Genomic DNA, 14,084 nt, shown 5'->3' with positions numbered 1-14,084 from the left:
CTAGTGGGCCACCGCGGCAGCGCCGTGCTCGTCGACGAGCGCGCCGGTGGTGAAACGGTCGAGCGAGAAGGGGGCGTTCAGGTGGTGGGGCGTGTCGTGGGCGATGGTGTGGGCGTACACCCAGCCGACACCGGGGGTCGCCTTGAAACCGCCCGTGCCCCAGCCGCAGTTGAGGTAGAGGTTGTCGACCGGGGAGAGGCCGACGATGGGCGAGGCGTCGGGGCTGACATCGACGATGCCGCCCCAGGTGCGCAGCACGTGGGCGCGGGCGAACACCGGGAACAGCTCCAGGGCGGCGGCCATCTGCTCCTCGATGATGTGGAACGCGCCGCGCTGGGTGTAGGAGTTGTACGCGTCGATGCCGGCGCCCATCACCAGCTCGCCCTTGTGGGCCTGGCTGACGTAGACGTGGACGGCGTTGGACATGACGACCGTCGGGTGCACCGGCTCCAGGAGTTCCGAGACCAGGGCCTGCAGGGGGTGGCTCTGGAGGGGCAGGTCGATGCCGGCCATCGCGGCGAGCACCGAGGTGTGTCCGGCCGAGCACAGGGCGACCTTGCCGGCGGCGATGGGGCCACGGGTCGTCCGGACGCCGACGACCCGGCCGCCGCTCACATCGAGGCCGGTGACCTCGCAGTTCTGGATGATGTCGATGCCGGCCGCGTCCGCGGAGCGCGCGAAGCCCCAGGCGACGTAGTCGTGCTTGGCGATGCCGGCGCGCGGCTGGTAGGTGCCGCCGAGCACCGGGGAGCGCACGTCGGGCGAGGTGTTGACGATCGGGCAGACGTCCTTGACCCCGTCGGCGTCCAGCCACTCGGCGTCGACGCCGTTGAGCCGGTTGGCCTCGACGCGGCGGACGCTGTCGCGGACGTCCTGGAGGCTGTGGGCGAGGTTCAGCACGCCGCGCTGGGAGAACAGGATCGGGTAGTCGAGCTCCTCCTCCAGGCCCTCCCAGAGCTTGAGGGCGTGCTCGTAGATGCCCGCGCTCTCGTCCCACAGGTAGTTGGAGCGGATGATCGTGGTGTTGCGGGCCATGTTGCCGCCCGCGAGCCAGCCCTTCTCCAGCACGGCGACGTCGGTGATGCCGTGGTTCTTCGCCAGGTAGTGCGCGGTGGCCAGGCCGTGTCCGCCGCCGCCCACGATGATCACGTCGTAGGACGGCTTCGGGTCGGGGTTGCGCCACAGGAAGTCGGGGTGGTCGGGGAGGTCGGCGCCGGGGGTGCGCGGGCTCATCGGGCGTCTCCGTCGTGGGTCAGGTGCGGGTAGAGCGGGTGCTTGGCCGCGAGCGCCTTGGTGCGGGCGCGCAGCGCCGGCACGTCCGGCTCCGGCTGGAGGGCCAGTGCGATCACGTCGGCGACCTCGGCGAAGTCCGCCTCGGTGAAGCCTCGGGTGGCCAGCGCCGGGGTGCCGATGCGCAGGCCGGAAGTGACCATGGGCGGGCGCGGGTCGAAGGGCACGGCGTTGCGGTTGACGGTGATGCCGATCCGGTGGAGGAGGTCCTCGGCCTGCTTGCCGTCCAGCGGCGAGTCCCGCAGGTCGACCAGGACGAGGTGGACGTCCGTGCCGCCGGTGAGGACCTTGACGCCGGCCGCGGCGGCGTCGGGGCGGCTCAGGCGCTCGGCGAGGAGGTGGGCGCCGGCCAGGGTGCGGGCCTGGCGTTCGGCGAACTCGGGCGTGGCCGCGACCTTGAAGGCGACCGCCTTCGCGGCGATGACGTGCTCCAGCGGGCCGCCCTGCATGCCGGGGAAGACCGCGGAGTTGATCTTCTTGGCGAGGTCGGCGTCGTCGGTGAGGATGACGCCGCCGCGCGGACCGCCGAGGGTCTTGTGCGTGGTCGTGGTGACGACGTGGGCGTGCGGGACGGGGCTCGGGTGCAGTCCGGCGGCGACCAGACCGGCGAAGTGCGCCATGTCCACCATGAGGAGGGCGCCGACCTCGTCGGCGATCCGGCGGAAGGCCGCGAAGTCCAGCTGCCTCGGGTACGCCGACCAGCCCGCGATGATCATCTTCGGCCGGTGCTCCTTGGCGAGGCGCTCCACCTCGTCCATGTCCACGAGGTTGTCCTGCTCGGAGACGTGGTAGGGCACGACGTCGAGCATCTTGCCGCTGTAGTTGAGGCGCATGCCGTGGGTGAGGTGACCGCCGTGCGCGAGGTCGAGGCCGAGGACGGTGTCGCCGGGCTGGAGCAGGGCGAAGAAGACGGCCGTGTTGGCCTGCGCACCCGAGTGCGGCTGGACGTTGGCGTAGCCCGCGCCGAACAGGGACTTCACGCGCTCGATGGCCAGGCGCTCGGTGACGTCGACGTGCTCGCAGCCGCCGTAGTAGCGGCGGCCGGGGTAGCCCTCGGCGTACTTGTTGGTCGCGACCGAGCCCTGCGCCTCCATGACCGCGGTGGGCGCGAAGTTCTCGGAGGCGATCATCTCCAGGGTCGACTGCTGGCGGTGCAGCTCGGCACGGAGGGCATCGTGGACCTCGGGGTCCAGCTCCGCGAGGCGGGTGTTCAAGGCGTTCATACGGTGGTGGCGTTCCTCTCGACGGCCTCGACGACGTTGGCGAGCAACATCGCCCGTGTCATGGCTCCCACTCCTCCCGGCATCGGCGCGAGCCGTCCGGCGACCTCGGCGGCGTCCGGGTGGACGTCACCGACGAGCCCCTGCTCGGTGCGGGTGATGCCGACGTCCAGGACGGCCGCGCCGGGGCGCAGCATGTCCTTGGTGATCAGTCCGGGCGAGCCGGCCGCGGCGACGACGACGTCCGCCTCGCGCACGGGCCGGGCCAGGCCCTGGGTGCCGGTGTGGCACAGGGTGACGGTGGCGTTCTCGGACCTGTGGGTCAGCAGCAGGCCGATGGGCCGTCCGACGGTGATGCCGCGGCCGACGACGCACACCCGCGCTCCGGCGAGCGGCACGTCGTGGCGGCGCGGCGGTTCGACGATGCCGCGCGGGGTGCACGGCAGCGGTGCGTCCACGCCGGTCCCGAGGCCCGGTGCGCGGCCGGTGGTGGCCGTCACCTCGGCCACGCGCTCGGCGAGTTCACGGCGGAGGGCGGCGGCGGTCGCCCTCGCGTCCAGGAGTAGTGCGGTCACCGGTGTTCCTTCTGCGCGGTCGGCCACGAAGGCGGGGTCCGGGCGGTCCGCCACGAGGGCGGGTGTGCGCGGTCAGCCACGAAGGCGGGACATGGACGGGTCGAACAGCGGTTCCTCGGCGACGACCGCCTCGATCCGCTGGTCGAAGTAGCCGATGTGCACGCGCGTGCCGGGCTCGGCGAGTTCAGCGGGCAACCAGGCGTAGGCGATGCCCTTGCCGATGGTGTAGCCGTGGGCGGCGCTGGTGACGTAGCCGACGGCGTGCTCGCCGTCGTACACGGGTTCCTTGCCCAGGACGACGGACCGCGGGTCGTCGATGGTCAGGCAGGTGAGCCTGCGCCGGACGTCGGCCTTGCGCCGCTGGAGTGCCGCCTTGCCGATGAAGTCGTCCTTGTCGAGTTTGACGGCGAAGCCGACGCCGGCCTCGTAGGGGTCGTGCTCGTAGGTCATGTCGGTGCCGAAGGAGCGGTAGCCCTTCTCCAGGCGGAGGCTGTTGAAGGCGCCCCGGCCGGCGATGATCCCGCCGAGCGGCTGGGCCGCCGCCCACAGCGTGTCCCACAGCTTCAGGCCCTGGTCGGCGGTGGTGTACAGCTCCCAGCCGAGTTCGCCGACGTAGCTCAGCCGCAGCGCGGTCGCCGGGACGCTGCCGATGTAGGCCTGCCGGGCGCGGAAGTACTTCAGCCCGTCGTTGGAGAAGTCCGCCTCGGTCAGCGGCTGCAGCACCTCGCGGGCGAGGGGTCCCCACAGGCCGATGCAGCAGGTGCCGGCGGTGATGTCGCGGACCTGGACGGTGCCGTCGGCGGACAGGTGCCGGGTGAGCCAGTCGAGGTCGAGGTTGCCGTTGGCGCCGATCTGGAAGCGGTCGCGGGCCAGGCGGGCGACGGTGACGTCGCTGCGGATGCCTCCGTCGTGGTCGAGGAGCAGGGTGTACGTCACCGAGCCGACGGACTTGTCGACCTTGCCGGTGCACAGCCGCTCCAGGAAGGCGGCCGCACCGGGGCCGGTGACTTCCAGGCGCTTGAGCGCCGTCATGTCGTACAGCGCGACGGTCTCGCGGGTGGCCTGGGCCTCGGCGCCGACGATCGGGGACCAGTAGCGGGCGGCCCAGTCGTTGGGCGTGGGGATGTTCCGTCCCTCGACGAGGGGCGCGTTGGCCTCGTACCACTGGGGGCGCTCCCAGCCGTTGGCCTCCAGGAAGAACGCTCCGTGCGCCTGCTGGCGGGCGTAGAAGGGGCTGGTGCGGATCGGCCGCGGGTCACCGGACGGCTGCAGGGGGTGGAGGATGTCGTAGACCTCGACGAAGTTCTGGCAGTCGCGGGCCAGGACGTACTCCGGGGACAGCTGGTGCGGCTCGAAGCGGTTGACGTCGCACTCGTGCAGGTCGAAGGAGGAGCAGTAGCCGTCGACCAGCCATTCGGCGACGGCCCGGCCGACGCCCGCGGAGTGGGTGACCCACACGGCCTCGGCGACCCAGAAGCCCTTGACGTCCGGGGACTCGCCGAGCAGCGGGTAGCCGTCGGTGGTGAAGGAGAACAGGCCGTTGATGCCCTCCTCGACCTTCGTCTCCCGCGTCGCCGGGAGCAGGGACTGCGTCTCGGTCCAGGCGGGCGCGAAGTCTTCCTCGGTGAACTTCAGCACCGAGGGCATCTCCTCGGCCTCGTCCACGGAGAGGATGTCGTCGGCGGCAACCGGCATGGGGCGGTGGCCGTAGTAGCCGATGCCGAGGCCGTCGTAGCGGTCGCGGTAGTACAGGTCGGCGTCCTGGTGGCGCAGGATCGGGCGGACGGCCTCCTCGGTCTGGCCGGCCAGCGCGGGCACCGGGCCGGTCCAGGCGAGCTGGTGGGCCAGCGGCGTCAGCGGCAGGTTCATGCCGACCATGCGGGCGATCTTCGGGCCCCAGATGCCGGCGCAGCACACGACGATGTCGGCGTCGATCTCGCCGTGGTCGGTCACGACCGCGGTGACGCGGCCGTCGCTCCGGCGGATGTCGAGCACTTCGTGCCGGGCGAGGAAACGCACGCCGCGTTCCGTGGCCCGGCGGATCTGCGCCTCGACGGCGAGGACCGCCTTGGCGATGCCGTCGGTGGGGACGAACAGGCCGCCGAGGATCTTGTCCCGGTCGACCAGCGGGTGCCGCTCCACGCACTCCTCGGGGCTCAGCAGGCGGGACTCGACACCCCAGGACGTCAGCCAGCCGTGCCGGCGCCGGATCTCCGCGAGCCGCTCGGGGCTCGTCGCCACCTCCAGGCCGCCCACCGGCAGGAAGCACGGCTTGCCGTCGACTTCGAGGGAGGAGAACTTCTCGACGGTGTAGCGCGCGAGTTCCGTCATCGTCTTCGAGGCGTTCGTCTGAAAGACCAGGCCCGGGGCGTGCGAGCTGGATCCCCCGGTGGCCGGGAGGGGGCCCTGGTCGACCACGGTCACCTCGGTCCAGCCGCGGGCGGAGAGCTCATCCGCCAGGGCCGCGCCCACGACACCTGCTCCGATGATCACCACTCGGGGTCCCGCCATCGCCCAACCTCCGCACTCAAGACCACTTAAGTTGCTTTGTGCGCAACTCGATTCAGGCTGCGCAACTCAATGTGCCTGTCGCCAGGAGGGGTGTCAAGGGGTGGCGTGACGTCGGAGAACGGGCCGCGGAACAGGCCGGAAACGGCGATGCCCGGCGGGCGGCGCGCAGGTGTGCGCACCGCCCCCGGGCATCGCGGACCGGCCTTCTGGCCGGGCGTGTCACTTCAGCCAGGCCTCCACCTTGTCGCGGTTGGCGTCCACCCATTTCTTCGCCGCCGCCTCGTCCGACATCTTGTTCACGGCGATGTACTTGGCGACGAGGTTCTGGTCCTCGTTGGTCCAGTGGAAGTTCTTCACCAGCTGGTACGCCGGGCTGCCGGACCGGGCGAACCGGGCGCTGACGATCTTGTCCAGGCCGTAGACCGGATAGTCGCAGGCGATCTTTGCCGCATCCGCGTCACAACCGGGTGTGTACGCCGGTAGGTCGACCTTGACCAGCGGCACCTCGGTCATGAACCACTGCGGCTCGTAGAAGTAGCCGATGAGCCACTGCTTGTTCTTCTCGGCGTTGCGGTACGCCTGGATCAGCGCGGTCTCGCTGCCCGCGTACACCACCTTGTAGTTCAGCTTCAGGTTGGTCACCAGCGCCGCGTCGTTGGTGACGTAGGACGGGTCGCCGTCGAGCAGCTGGCCCTTGCCGCCGGACTCCGAGGTGCGGAAGTTCGCGGCGTACTTGTTCAGGTTTCTCCAGTCGGTGATGTCCGGATGGGCCTTGGCCAGCCACGGCGGCACCCACCAGCCGATGACGCCCTTGTTGCCGGTCTGCCCCGCCGAGACGGCGGTCTTCTGGTCGGTGATGTACTTCTTCTTCAGGTCGTCGTGGCCCCAGTTCTCCAGGACGGCGTCGACCTCACCGGTGCCGAAGCCCTGCCAGGCGATCTCCTCCTTCAGGTTCTTCTTGGTGACCTTGCAGCCGAGGTCGTGCTGCGCCACGTACGCGACGACCGCCGCGTCGGCCTGATAGCCCACCCACGGGTTGACGGCCAGGTTGAACGTGCCGCACGAGCCGTCCGCGTTCTTCGCGCCGGCCGCGGTGTCGCCGACCTTCGCTCCCACGCACCCGGTGAGGGCCAGCCCGAGGACGGTCAGGCCGGCCGCACCGGCTCGCCAGTGTCGTGCCATGTGTGGTGCTCCTTATGCCCTGGTGCGTCGCGCCGCAGCCTGCGTGATCCGGTCGAACATGACGCCCAGCAGGACGATGGCGAGCCCTGCCGCCAGCCCCTTGCCGTACAGCTGTCCTTGTGAGAATCCGGCCACGACGTCGTAGCCGAGGGCGCCCGCGCCCACCAGGCCGCCCACCACGACCATCGACAGCACGTAGATCAGCCCCTGGTTGGTCGCCAGCGTCAGCGCGCCGCGGGCCACGGGCAACTGCACCTTGGTGATGATCTGCCAGGTGGTGCAGCCGACCGAGGTGGTCGCCTCCACGGTGGACTCGGGCACGTTGCGCACCCCGTCCGCGATGATCTTGATGGCGACGGGCGCCGCGTAGACGACGGCCGCGACGATCGCGGTGAACCGGGTGGCGCCGAACAGCGCCAGGAACGGCACCAGATAGACGAACGGCGGCATGACCTGTGCGGCGTCCAGGGTGGGCCGCACGAGCCGGTCGACCAGCGCGCTGCGCCCCATCCACACGCCGAACACCGCGCCGAGCAGCATCACCAGCACCGTGGCCACCGCCGTGGAGGCCAGCGTGGTCATGCCGTCCGACCACAGGCCCGTGCCGACGAGCAAGCCCACGCACACCGCGGCCGTCACCGCGGCGCGCCGGCCGCCGAGCACCGCGCCGAGCGCGACCAGGGTGAGGCCGACCAGCCACCACGGGGAGTCGGTGAGCAGTGTCTGGAAGGGGTTGAGCAGGCCGTAGGTGATGACGTCCCGCGCCGCGTTCGTCAGGCCCGACAGGTGGTCCTGGAGCCAGGTGGTCGCGGTGTCGGCCCAGCTCGCGATGTGCGTGCCGGCGGTGCCGTCGCCGGGGAACTCGGCGGCGTAGACGTAGGTGTGGGAGACGTAGACGAGGAACGCGGTGCCGATGCCGCCCGCCGCGAGCAGCGGCCGGCGCCAGCGGACGAGGGCGCCGCCGGTGCGTCGCGCGGTGTCGGCGCGGCCGGCCGCCGCGGTGGTGACCCGGTCGAGCACGATGGCCATGACGACGATGGCGAGGCCCGCGTTGAAGGCGGTGCCCACGTCCAGCGACTGCAGGGCCTGCACGACGGTCTTGCCGAGGCCGGGCGCGTCGATCAGCGCGGCGATGGTGACCATGGCGAGGGCGGCCATGATGGTCTGGTTGACGCCCATGACGACGGTGCGCTGGGACAGCGGCAGCAGCACCTTGAGCAGTTGCTGCCGGCGGGTGGTGCCGAGCGAGTCGGCGGCCTCGACGGTGGTGGCGGGCACGGAGCGGATGGCGTGCGCGGTGATGCGGATGGCGGGCGGAGCCGCGTAGATCACGGTGGTGATCACGGCGGAGGCGCCGCCGATGAGGAAGACCAGGGTGAGCGGGGCCAGGTAGACGAAGGTCGGCATCGTCTGCATGAAGTCCAGGAACGGCGTCATGATCTTGTTGCATCGGTCGGAGAGACCGGCCCACACACCCAGCGGGATGCCGATGAGCAGGGCCACCAGGACCGCCGACAGCGTCAGCGCGAGGGTGTCCATGGACTCCTGCCACAGGCCCTGCAGACCGAAGAAGGTGAAGCCGGCGACGGCCAGCAGGGCGACCCGCCAGTTGCCCACCGCCCAGGACAGGTAGCCCGCGATGCCGACCACGCCGAGCCAGCCGATCTGCGGGACCGGGCGGCCCGCGGTGGGCTGGGAGATCAGCGACTGGACGAAGGTGACGAGGTGGTCGATGGCCAGGCGGATCTCGTTGAAGAAGTACAGGAAGAGCGGGTTGGAGTCGCGGCCGGCCCCGACGGTGTCGTTGACGTCGTTGAGCCAGCGGTGCAGGGAGGTGAGGTCGGCGGCGGCGAGGGTGAGGGTCTGCCGGCCGCGCAGCACGGCGAAGAGCACCAGCCAGGCGACCAGGATCGCCCCCACCGCCATCGGACGGGTGACCTTCTGGCGCCAGGTCGCCACCGGCCCGCTCGTGTCGGCGACGGCGGCCATCACGCACCGCCCTGCTGTCCGGCGACGACGGCGAGGATCTCCTCGTCGCCGACGATGCCGAGCAGCTTGCCGTTCTCGACGACCTTGGCCGGCTTCTCGGCGGCGAGCACCGCGCGGGTCGCCTCGCGCACCACGACGTCCGGGCCGAGTTCGGGGCCGTCGAGGGCGTCGTCGTCCTGCGCGGGGCGCATGATCCAGCGCAGAGTGAGCACGTCGCCGCGGGGCACGTCCTGGACGAAGTCCCGTACGTAGTCGTCGGCGGGGGCGCCGACGAGTTCGTCACCGGTGCCGCACTGGACCATCTTGCCGTCCCGCATGATCAGGATGCGGTCGCCGAGCTTGAGCGCCTCGGAGAGGTCGTGGGTGATGAACACCATCGTCTTGCCGACCTCGTGGTGCAGCCGGATGACCTCGTTCTGCATGTCGCGGCGGATCAGCGGGTCGAGCGCGGAGAACGGCTCGTCGAAGAAGAGGACCTCCGGGTCGCCGGCCAGGGCGCGGGCGAGGCCCACGCGCTGCTGCATACCGCCGGAGAGCTGGTCGGGGTAGGAGTTCTCGTAGCCGGCGAGGCCGACGAGTTCGACGACCTCGCGGGCGCGCCGCATGCGCTCGCCGCGGCCCATGCCGCGGATCTCCAGGCCGAAGGCCACGTTCTCCACGACCTTGCGGTGCGGCAGCAGGCCGAAGTGCTGGAAGACCATGGAGAACTTGCGGCGCCGCAGTTCGCGCAGCCGCCTGGCGTCGGCGCCGCGGATGTCCTCGCCCTCGAAGACGACCTCGCCGGAGGTGGGTTCGATCAGCCGGGTCAGGCAGCGCACCAGGGTGGACTTGCCGGAGCCGGACAGGCCCATGACGACGAAGACCTCACCGGGCGACACCTCGAAGTCCACGTCGCGCACGGCGGCGGTGCACCCGGTGCGGTCCATGAGCTCGCGGCGGCTCAGCCCGCACAGTTCCTCGGACTGCGGCACCTGCTCGGCCTTGGGCCCGAACACCTTCCACAGCCGGCGCACGGAGATGACCGGGGTGCGGTCCTCGGGGTTCTGGGACGTGCGGCGCCAGTGCGGCACCTCGGTCTGTGCTGTGGTCATGTTCGACCTCTTTTCGGCGTTCAGCCGCTGAACCAGTGCTGCGGCCGGGGTTGGATGTTCTGCCAGACGTGCTTGGGTTCTCGGTACTCGGCGAGGCCGGTCGGACCCAGCTCGCGGCCCACGCCGGAGTGGCCGAAGCCGCCCCATTCGGCTTGCGGTACGTAGGGGTGGTAGTCGTTGATCCATACGGTGCCGTGGCGCAGTCGGCGCGCGACGCGCTGGCCCTTTCCGGCGCCCTGCGTCCAGACGGCTCCGGCGAGTCCGTACTCGGTGTCGTTGGCGATGCGGACCGCGTCGTCCTCGTCGTGGAAGCGCTCGACGGTGAGCACGGGGCCGAAGGACTCCTCGTGGACCACGCGCATGTCCTGCGTGCACGCGTCGAGGACGGTGGGCAGGTAGTAGAAGCCCCGCTGGAGGGCGGGGTCGTCGGGACGGGCCCCGCCGCAGCGCAGGACGGCGCCCTCGGCGAGGCCGGCGGCGACGTACGCCTCGACCTTCTCGCGGTGCTGTGCGGAGATCAGCGCGCCGGTCTCCGCCTCGGGGTCGAAGGGGCCGCCGAGGCGGATGCGCCGGGCGCGGCGGACGACCTCGTCGACGAAGGCGTCGTGGATCGTGTCCTCGACGACGAGGCGGGCGCCGGCCGAGCAGACCTGCCCGGGGTGCAGGAAGACGGCGGTGAGCGCGAAGTCCACGGCTGCCTCGAAGTCGGCGTCGGCGAAGACGACGTTGGGGTTCTTGCCGCCGAGCTCCAGCGCGACCTTCTTCACCGTCGCGGCGGCGGTGGCCATGATGCGCCGGCCGGTGTCCAGGCCGCCGGTGAAGGAGACCATGTCGACGCCCGGGTGCTCGGCCAGCGGGGCGCCCGCCTCGGCTCCGGCGCCGAGGACGAGGTTGGCGGCGCCGGCCGGCAGTCCCGCCTCCTGAAGGGCCTTCATCAGCAGGATGGCGGTGGAGGGGGTCAGCTCGCTGGGCTTGAGGACGATCGTGTTTCCGGCCAGCAGGGCCGGGGCGACCTTCCACGAGGCCTGGAGCAGCGGGTAGTTCCAGGGGGTGATCAGTGCGCAGACGCCGACCGGCTCGTAGGTGACCCGGCTGACGGCGTCGTCGCGGCCGGTGTCGACGACCCGGCCCGCGTCGGTGCCGGCGATGCCGCCGTAGTAGCGGAAGCAGGAGACGACGTCGGCGATGTCGTACTCGCTCTCCACCAGGCGCTTGCCGGTGTCGAGGGACTCGGCGCGGGCGAAGTCCTTCGCGTCGCCCTCCAGGATGTCGGCGGTGCGCAGCAGCAGGGCGCCGCGCTCGCGTTCGGGGGTGTGGGGCCAGGGGCCGGCGTCGAAGGCGTGCCGTGCCGCCGCGATCGCCGCCTCGGTGTCGGGGCGGGTGGCCTCCGAGACCGTCGCGACGAGCGTGCCGTCCGCCGGGCAGCGGATCTCCCGCTGCCCGCCGGCCACGGGGGCCCGCCATTCTCCGTCCACATACAGATCCGCCATGCGCCGACCCTTCAGGATTTCGTTGCGCATTGTGCATTCGATTGCTTGTGGTGGAACACCCTGACCGAATCGGCGGACACCCGTCAAGAGGTCTGCCAAGGCCGGTTTCCCGGGGCGGACCAGGGTGTGCGACCGTGCGTCACACCTGGACGGCGGCTGTGTGTCGCGCCGGTGACATGTGTCAGCCGAGGCGGTCGAGGAGCGCGCGGCGCCACCGCTCGGTCTCCGCGATCTGGTTGAAGGTGAACAGGTGCAGTCCGGCCACACCCGCCGACGGTGCGGTGAGCACCGGTGCGGCGCGGGAGAGGAGCGTGTGGGGCGTGTACCCGCCGGGCGCGGCGAACCGCGCGAACCACGCGGCGTGCCGGGTGAGGAAGCGCGTCGACTCCCCCACCCCGATCTTCGTCGCCATGGCGAGCAGCTTGGCCCGCTGCACGGGCCCGGCGACCCCGACGTACACCGGCAGGATGACGTCGCGGCGCCGTATACGGGCGATCCAGTCGCCGAGCACGCGGGGATCGAAGCACAGGTTGCTGACGATGTAGGTGGCGTGCGCCCGCTTGTCCCACATCGCCTGGACGGTGATGTCGTCGTGCAGGAACGGATGGCTCTCGGGGTAGCCGGTGATGCCCGTCCGCGCGAAGGGCGCGCCCAGCTCGCTCAGCCGGCGCAGTACCGGCAGGGCGCCGTGGTACGGCCCGGCCGGCGGGTCGGCGTCGCCGGCGGGCACGAAGACGTCGTCGACGCCGGCTTCACGCAGCCGCTCGGCCACGTCCTTCAGGTGCGTGTCGTCCCGCAGCAGCCGTGCGGGCACGTGCGGGACGACCCGGAAGCCGTGGGCGGCGAGCCGCTCGGTGAGCGCGAGCGTCGGCTCAAGGCCCTTGACCGGCGACGCCGTGACGGTGACCACGACGTCACGCGGGACGTGGGCGAGGACCTTCTCCTCGGTCGTCCTCGCCGGCAGCACCTCGTAGCGCACCCGGCCGAGCAGCGACCGCACGGCCTCGGCGGACACGGCTACCCTGCCTGCTTCTGGGCGTCGCGGTGGCGGTAGTAGACGGCCTTGGAGGGCTCCAGCGGCTCCTTGCCGAGGATGAGGTCGGCCGCCTTCTCGGCGACCATCATCACGGGGGCGTAGATGTTGCCGTTGGTGACGTACGGCATCACCGAGGCGTCGACCACGCGCAGGCCTTCCATGCCGTGCACCTTCATGCTGAGCGGGTCGACGACGGACATCTCGTCGGTGCCCATCTTGCAGGTGCACGAGGGGTGCAGGGCGGTCTCGCCCTCCTTGGCCACCCAGGCGAGGATCTCCTCGTCGGTCTGGACGGACGGGCCGGGCGAGATCTCGCCGCCGTTGAAGGGAGCGAGAGCGGGTTGGTCGAGGATCCGGCGGGCGACCCGGATGGCCTCGACCCACTCGCGGCGGTCCTGCTCGGTGGACAGGTAGTTGAAGCGCAGGGCGGGGTGCACGCGCGGGTCCCGGCTCTTGATCTTCACCGAGCCGACGGCGTCGGAGTACATGGGGCCCACGTGCACCTGGTAGCCGTGGCCACCGGCCGGGGAGGAGCCGTCGTAGCGGACCGCGACGGGCAGGAAGTGGAACATCAGGTTGGGGTACTCGACGTCGTCGTTGCTGCGGGCGAACCCGCCGGCCTCGAAGTGGTTGGTGGCCGCCGGTCCCTTGCGCATCAGCCACTGCAGCCCGATGAAGGGGGCGCGCCACTTCGCCAGGTACGGCTGCATGGACACCGGCTGCCGGCACGCGTACTGGACGTAGACCTCCAGGTGGTCCTGGAGGTTCTCGCCGACGCCCGGCAGGTCGTGGACGACGTCGATGCCGAGCGCGGACAGCTCGGCGGCGTTGCCGACGCCGGAGAGCTGCAGCAGCTGCGGGGAGTTGATCGCGCCGCCGCACAGGATCACCTCGCCGGCCCGGACCTGCTGCGGCGCCCCGCGTCCGCGCCGGTACTCGACGCCGACGGCGCGCTTGCCCTGGAACAGCACGCGGGTGACGAAGGCCCGCGTGGTCACGGTGAGGTTCGGCCGCTTCATGGCGGGTTTGAGGGATGCCTTGGAGGCCGAGAGCCGGCGCCCGCGGTGGACGTTGCGGTCGAACTTGGCGAACCCCTCCTGCCGGTAGCCGTTGACGTCGTCGGTGGGTGCGTAGCCGGCTTCCTGGGTGGCCTTGAGGAAGGCACCGAACAGCGGGTTGGTGGCCGGGCCGCGCTCCAGGACGAGGGGGCCGTCGTGGCCGCGGAACTCGTCGTCCGGGTCGGCGGCGAGACAGTTCTCCATCCGCTTGAAGTACGGCAGGCAGTGGGCGTAGTCCCAGGTCTCCATGCCGGGGCCGGAAGCCCAGCGCTCGTAGTCCATGGGGTTGCCGCGCTGGAAGATCATGCCGTTGATGCTGCTGGAGCCGCCGAGCACCTTGCCGCGGGCGTGGTAGATGCGGCGGCCGCCCATGTGCGGCTCGGGCTCCGACTCGTACTTCCAGTCGTAGAAGCGGTTGCCGATCGGGTAGGTCAGCGCCGCGGGCATGTGGATGAAGACGTCCCAGGGGTAGTCGGACCGGCCCGCTTCCAGGACGAGGACACGGTTCGCGGGATCCGCGGAGAGCCGGTTGGCCAGTGCGCTGCCGGCCGATCCACCGCCGACGATGACGAAGTCGTAGTGAAGGGGAGCCATGGTGCCTCGTCTCACTCGGTCGCGCCGTTCGGGACGCGACGGATGCTA

10 protein-coding genes are annotated in these 14,084 nt (G+C 71.1%); all 10 read right to left on the bottom strand.

The window, feature by feature from the left end; all coding sequences use genetic code 11:
• Window positions 1–1,233 carry a sarcosine oxidase subunit beta family protein gene (locus GV126_RS27225; RefSeq protein ID WP_159671745.1) on the bottom strand — a complete coding sequence of 411 codons (1,233 nt, stop codon included), beginning with the start codon at window positions 1,231–1,233 and terminating at the stop codon, window positions 1–3.
• A complete protein-coding gene (gene glyA, locus GV126_RS27220) occupies window positions 1,230–2,513 on the bottom strand; it encodes a serine hydroxymethyltransferase (RefSeq protein WP_159671743.1) in 1,284 nt (427 codons plus the stop codon). The genes GV126_RS27225 and glyA overlap by 4 nt, the downstream gene beginning before the upstream one ends.
• Entirely contained in the window at window positions 2,510–3,085 is a 576-nt protein-coding gene (locus GV126_RS27215; RefSeq protein WP_159671741.1) for a hypothetical protein, read from the bottom strand. The genes glyA and GV126_RS27215 overlap by 4 nt, the downstream gene beginning before the upstream one ends.
• Before the next feature lie 72 nt (window positions 3,086–3,157).
• On the bottom strand, window positions 3,158–5,596 hold the full coding sequence (locus GV126_RS27210; RefSeq protein WP_159671739.1) for a GcvT family protein: 2,439 nt from the start codon (window positions 5,594–5,596) through the stop codon (window positions 3,158–3,160).
• A gap of 219 nt (window positions 5,597–5,815) precedes the next feature.
• Window positions 5,816–6,778 carry an ABC transporter substrate-binding protein gene (locus GV126_RS27205; RefSeq protein ID WP_159671737.1) on the bottom strand — a complete coding sequence of 321 codons (963 nt, stop codon included), beginning with the start codon at window positions 6,776–6,778 and terminating at the stop codon, window positions 5,816–5,818.
• A 12-nt stretch (window positions 6,779–6,790) separates the two neighbouring features.
• The gene (locus GV126_RS27200; RefSeq protein ID WP_159671735.1) at window positions 6,791–8,767 is read right to left on the bottom strand and encodes an ABC transporter permease; all 1,977 of its coding nucleotides are present in this window, start codon (window positions 8,765–8,767) and stop codon (window positions 6,791–6,793) included.
• Window positions 8,767–9,858 (bottom strand): quaternary amine ABC transporter ATP-binding protein, encoded by a 1,092-nt coding sequence (locus GV126_RS27195; RefSeq protein ID WP_159671733.1) that lies wholly within the window; start codon window positions 9,856–9,858, stop codon window positions 8,767–8,769. The genes GV126_RS27200 and GV126_RS27195 overlap by 1 nt, the downstream gene beginning before the upstream one ends.
• Window positions 9,859–9,878: 20 nt before the next feature.
• Window positions 9,879–11,348, bottom strand: coding sequence for an aldehyde dehydrogenase family protein (locus tag GV126_RS27190; RefSeq protein WP_159671731.1), 1,470 nt, complete (start codon window positions 11,346–11,348; stop codon window positions 9,879–9,881).
• Window positions 11,349–11,529: 181 nt separating this feature from the next.
• Window positions 11,530–12,363 (bottom strand): methylenetetrahydrofolate reductase, encoded by an 834-nt coding sequence (locus tag GV126_RS27185; protein WP_159671729.1) that lies wholly within the window; start codon window positions 12,361–12,363, stop codon window positions 11,530–11,532.
• 2 nt (window positions 12,364–12,365) lie between these two features.
• Complete coding sequence (gene betA, locus GV126_RS27180; RefSeq protein WP_159671726.1) at window positions 12,366–14,036, bottom strand: choline dehydrogenase; 1,671 nt, start codon at window positions 14,034–14,036, stop codon at window positions 12,366–12,368.
• Window positions 14,037–14,084 lie beyond the last annotated feature (48 nt).

The sequence above is a fragment of the Streptomyces mexicanus genome (assembly GCF_902506575.1).
GTDB classification, from domain to species: Bacteria; Actinomycetota; Actinomycetes; order Streptomycetales; family Streptomycetaceae; genus Streptomyces; species Streptomyces mexicanus.
The sequence above is the reverse complement of the archived record's forward strand: the minus strand, read 5'-3'. Positions and strand labels throughout refer to the sequence as shown.

Bases quoted from the DNA above. Each gene is read 5' to 3' on its own strand.
- GV126_RS27225 (WP_159671745.1), bottom strand. From the start codon at position 1,233: ATGAGCCCGCGCACCCCCGGCGCCGACCTCCCCGACCACCCCGACTTC.
- glyA (WP_159671743.1), bottom strand. From the start codon at position 2,513: ATGAACGCCTTGAACACCCGCCTCGCGGAGCTGGACCCCGAGGTCCAC.
- GV126_RS27210 (WP_159671739.1), bottom strand. From the start codon at position 5,596: ATGGCGGGACCCCGAGTGGTGATCATCGGAGCAGGTGTCGTGGGCGCG.
- GV126_RS27205 (WP_159671737.1), bottom strand. From the start codon at position 6,778: ATGGCACGACACTGGCGAGCCGGTGCGGCCGGCCTGACCGTCCTCGGG.
- GV126_RS27200 (WP_159671735.1), bottom strand. From the start codon at position 8,767: ATGGCCGCCGTCGCCGACACGAGCGGGCCGGTGGCGACCTGGCGCCAG.
- GV126_RS27195 (WP_159671733.1), bottom strand. From the start codon at position 9,858: ATGACCACAGCACAGACCGAGGTGCCGCACTGGCGCCGCACGTCCCAG.
- GV126_RS27190 (WP_159671731.1), bottom strand. From the start codon at position 11,348: ATGGCGGATCTGTATGTGGACGGAGAATGGCGGGCCCCCGTGGCCGGC.
- betA (WP_159671726.1), bottom strand. From the start codon at position 14,036: ATGGCTCCCCTTCACTACGACTTCGTCATCGTCGGCGGTGGATCGGCC.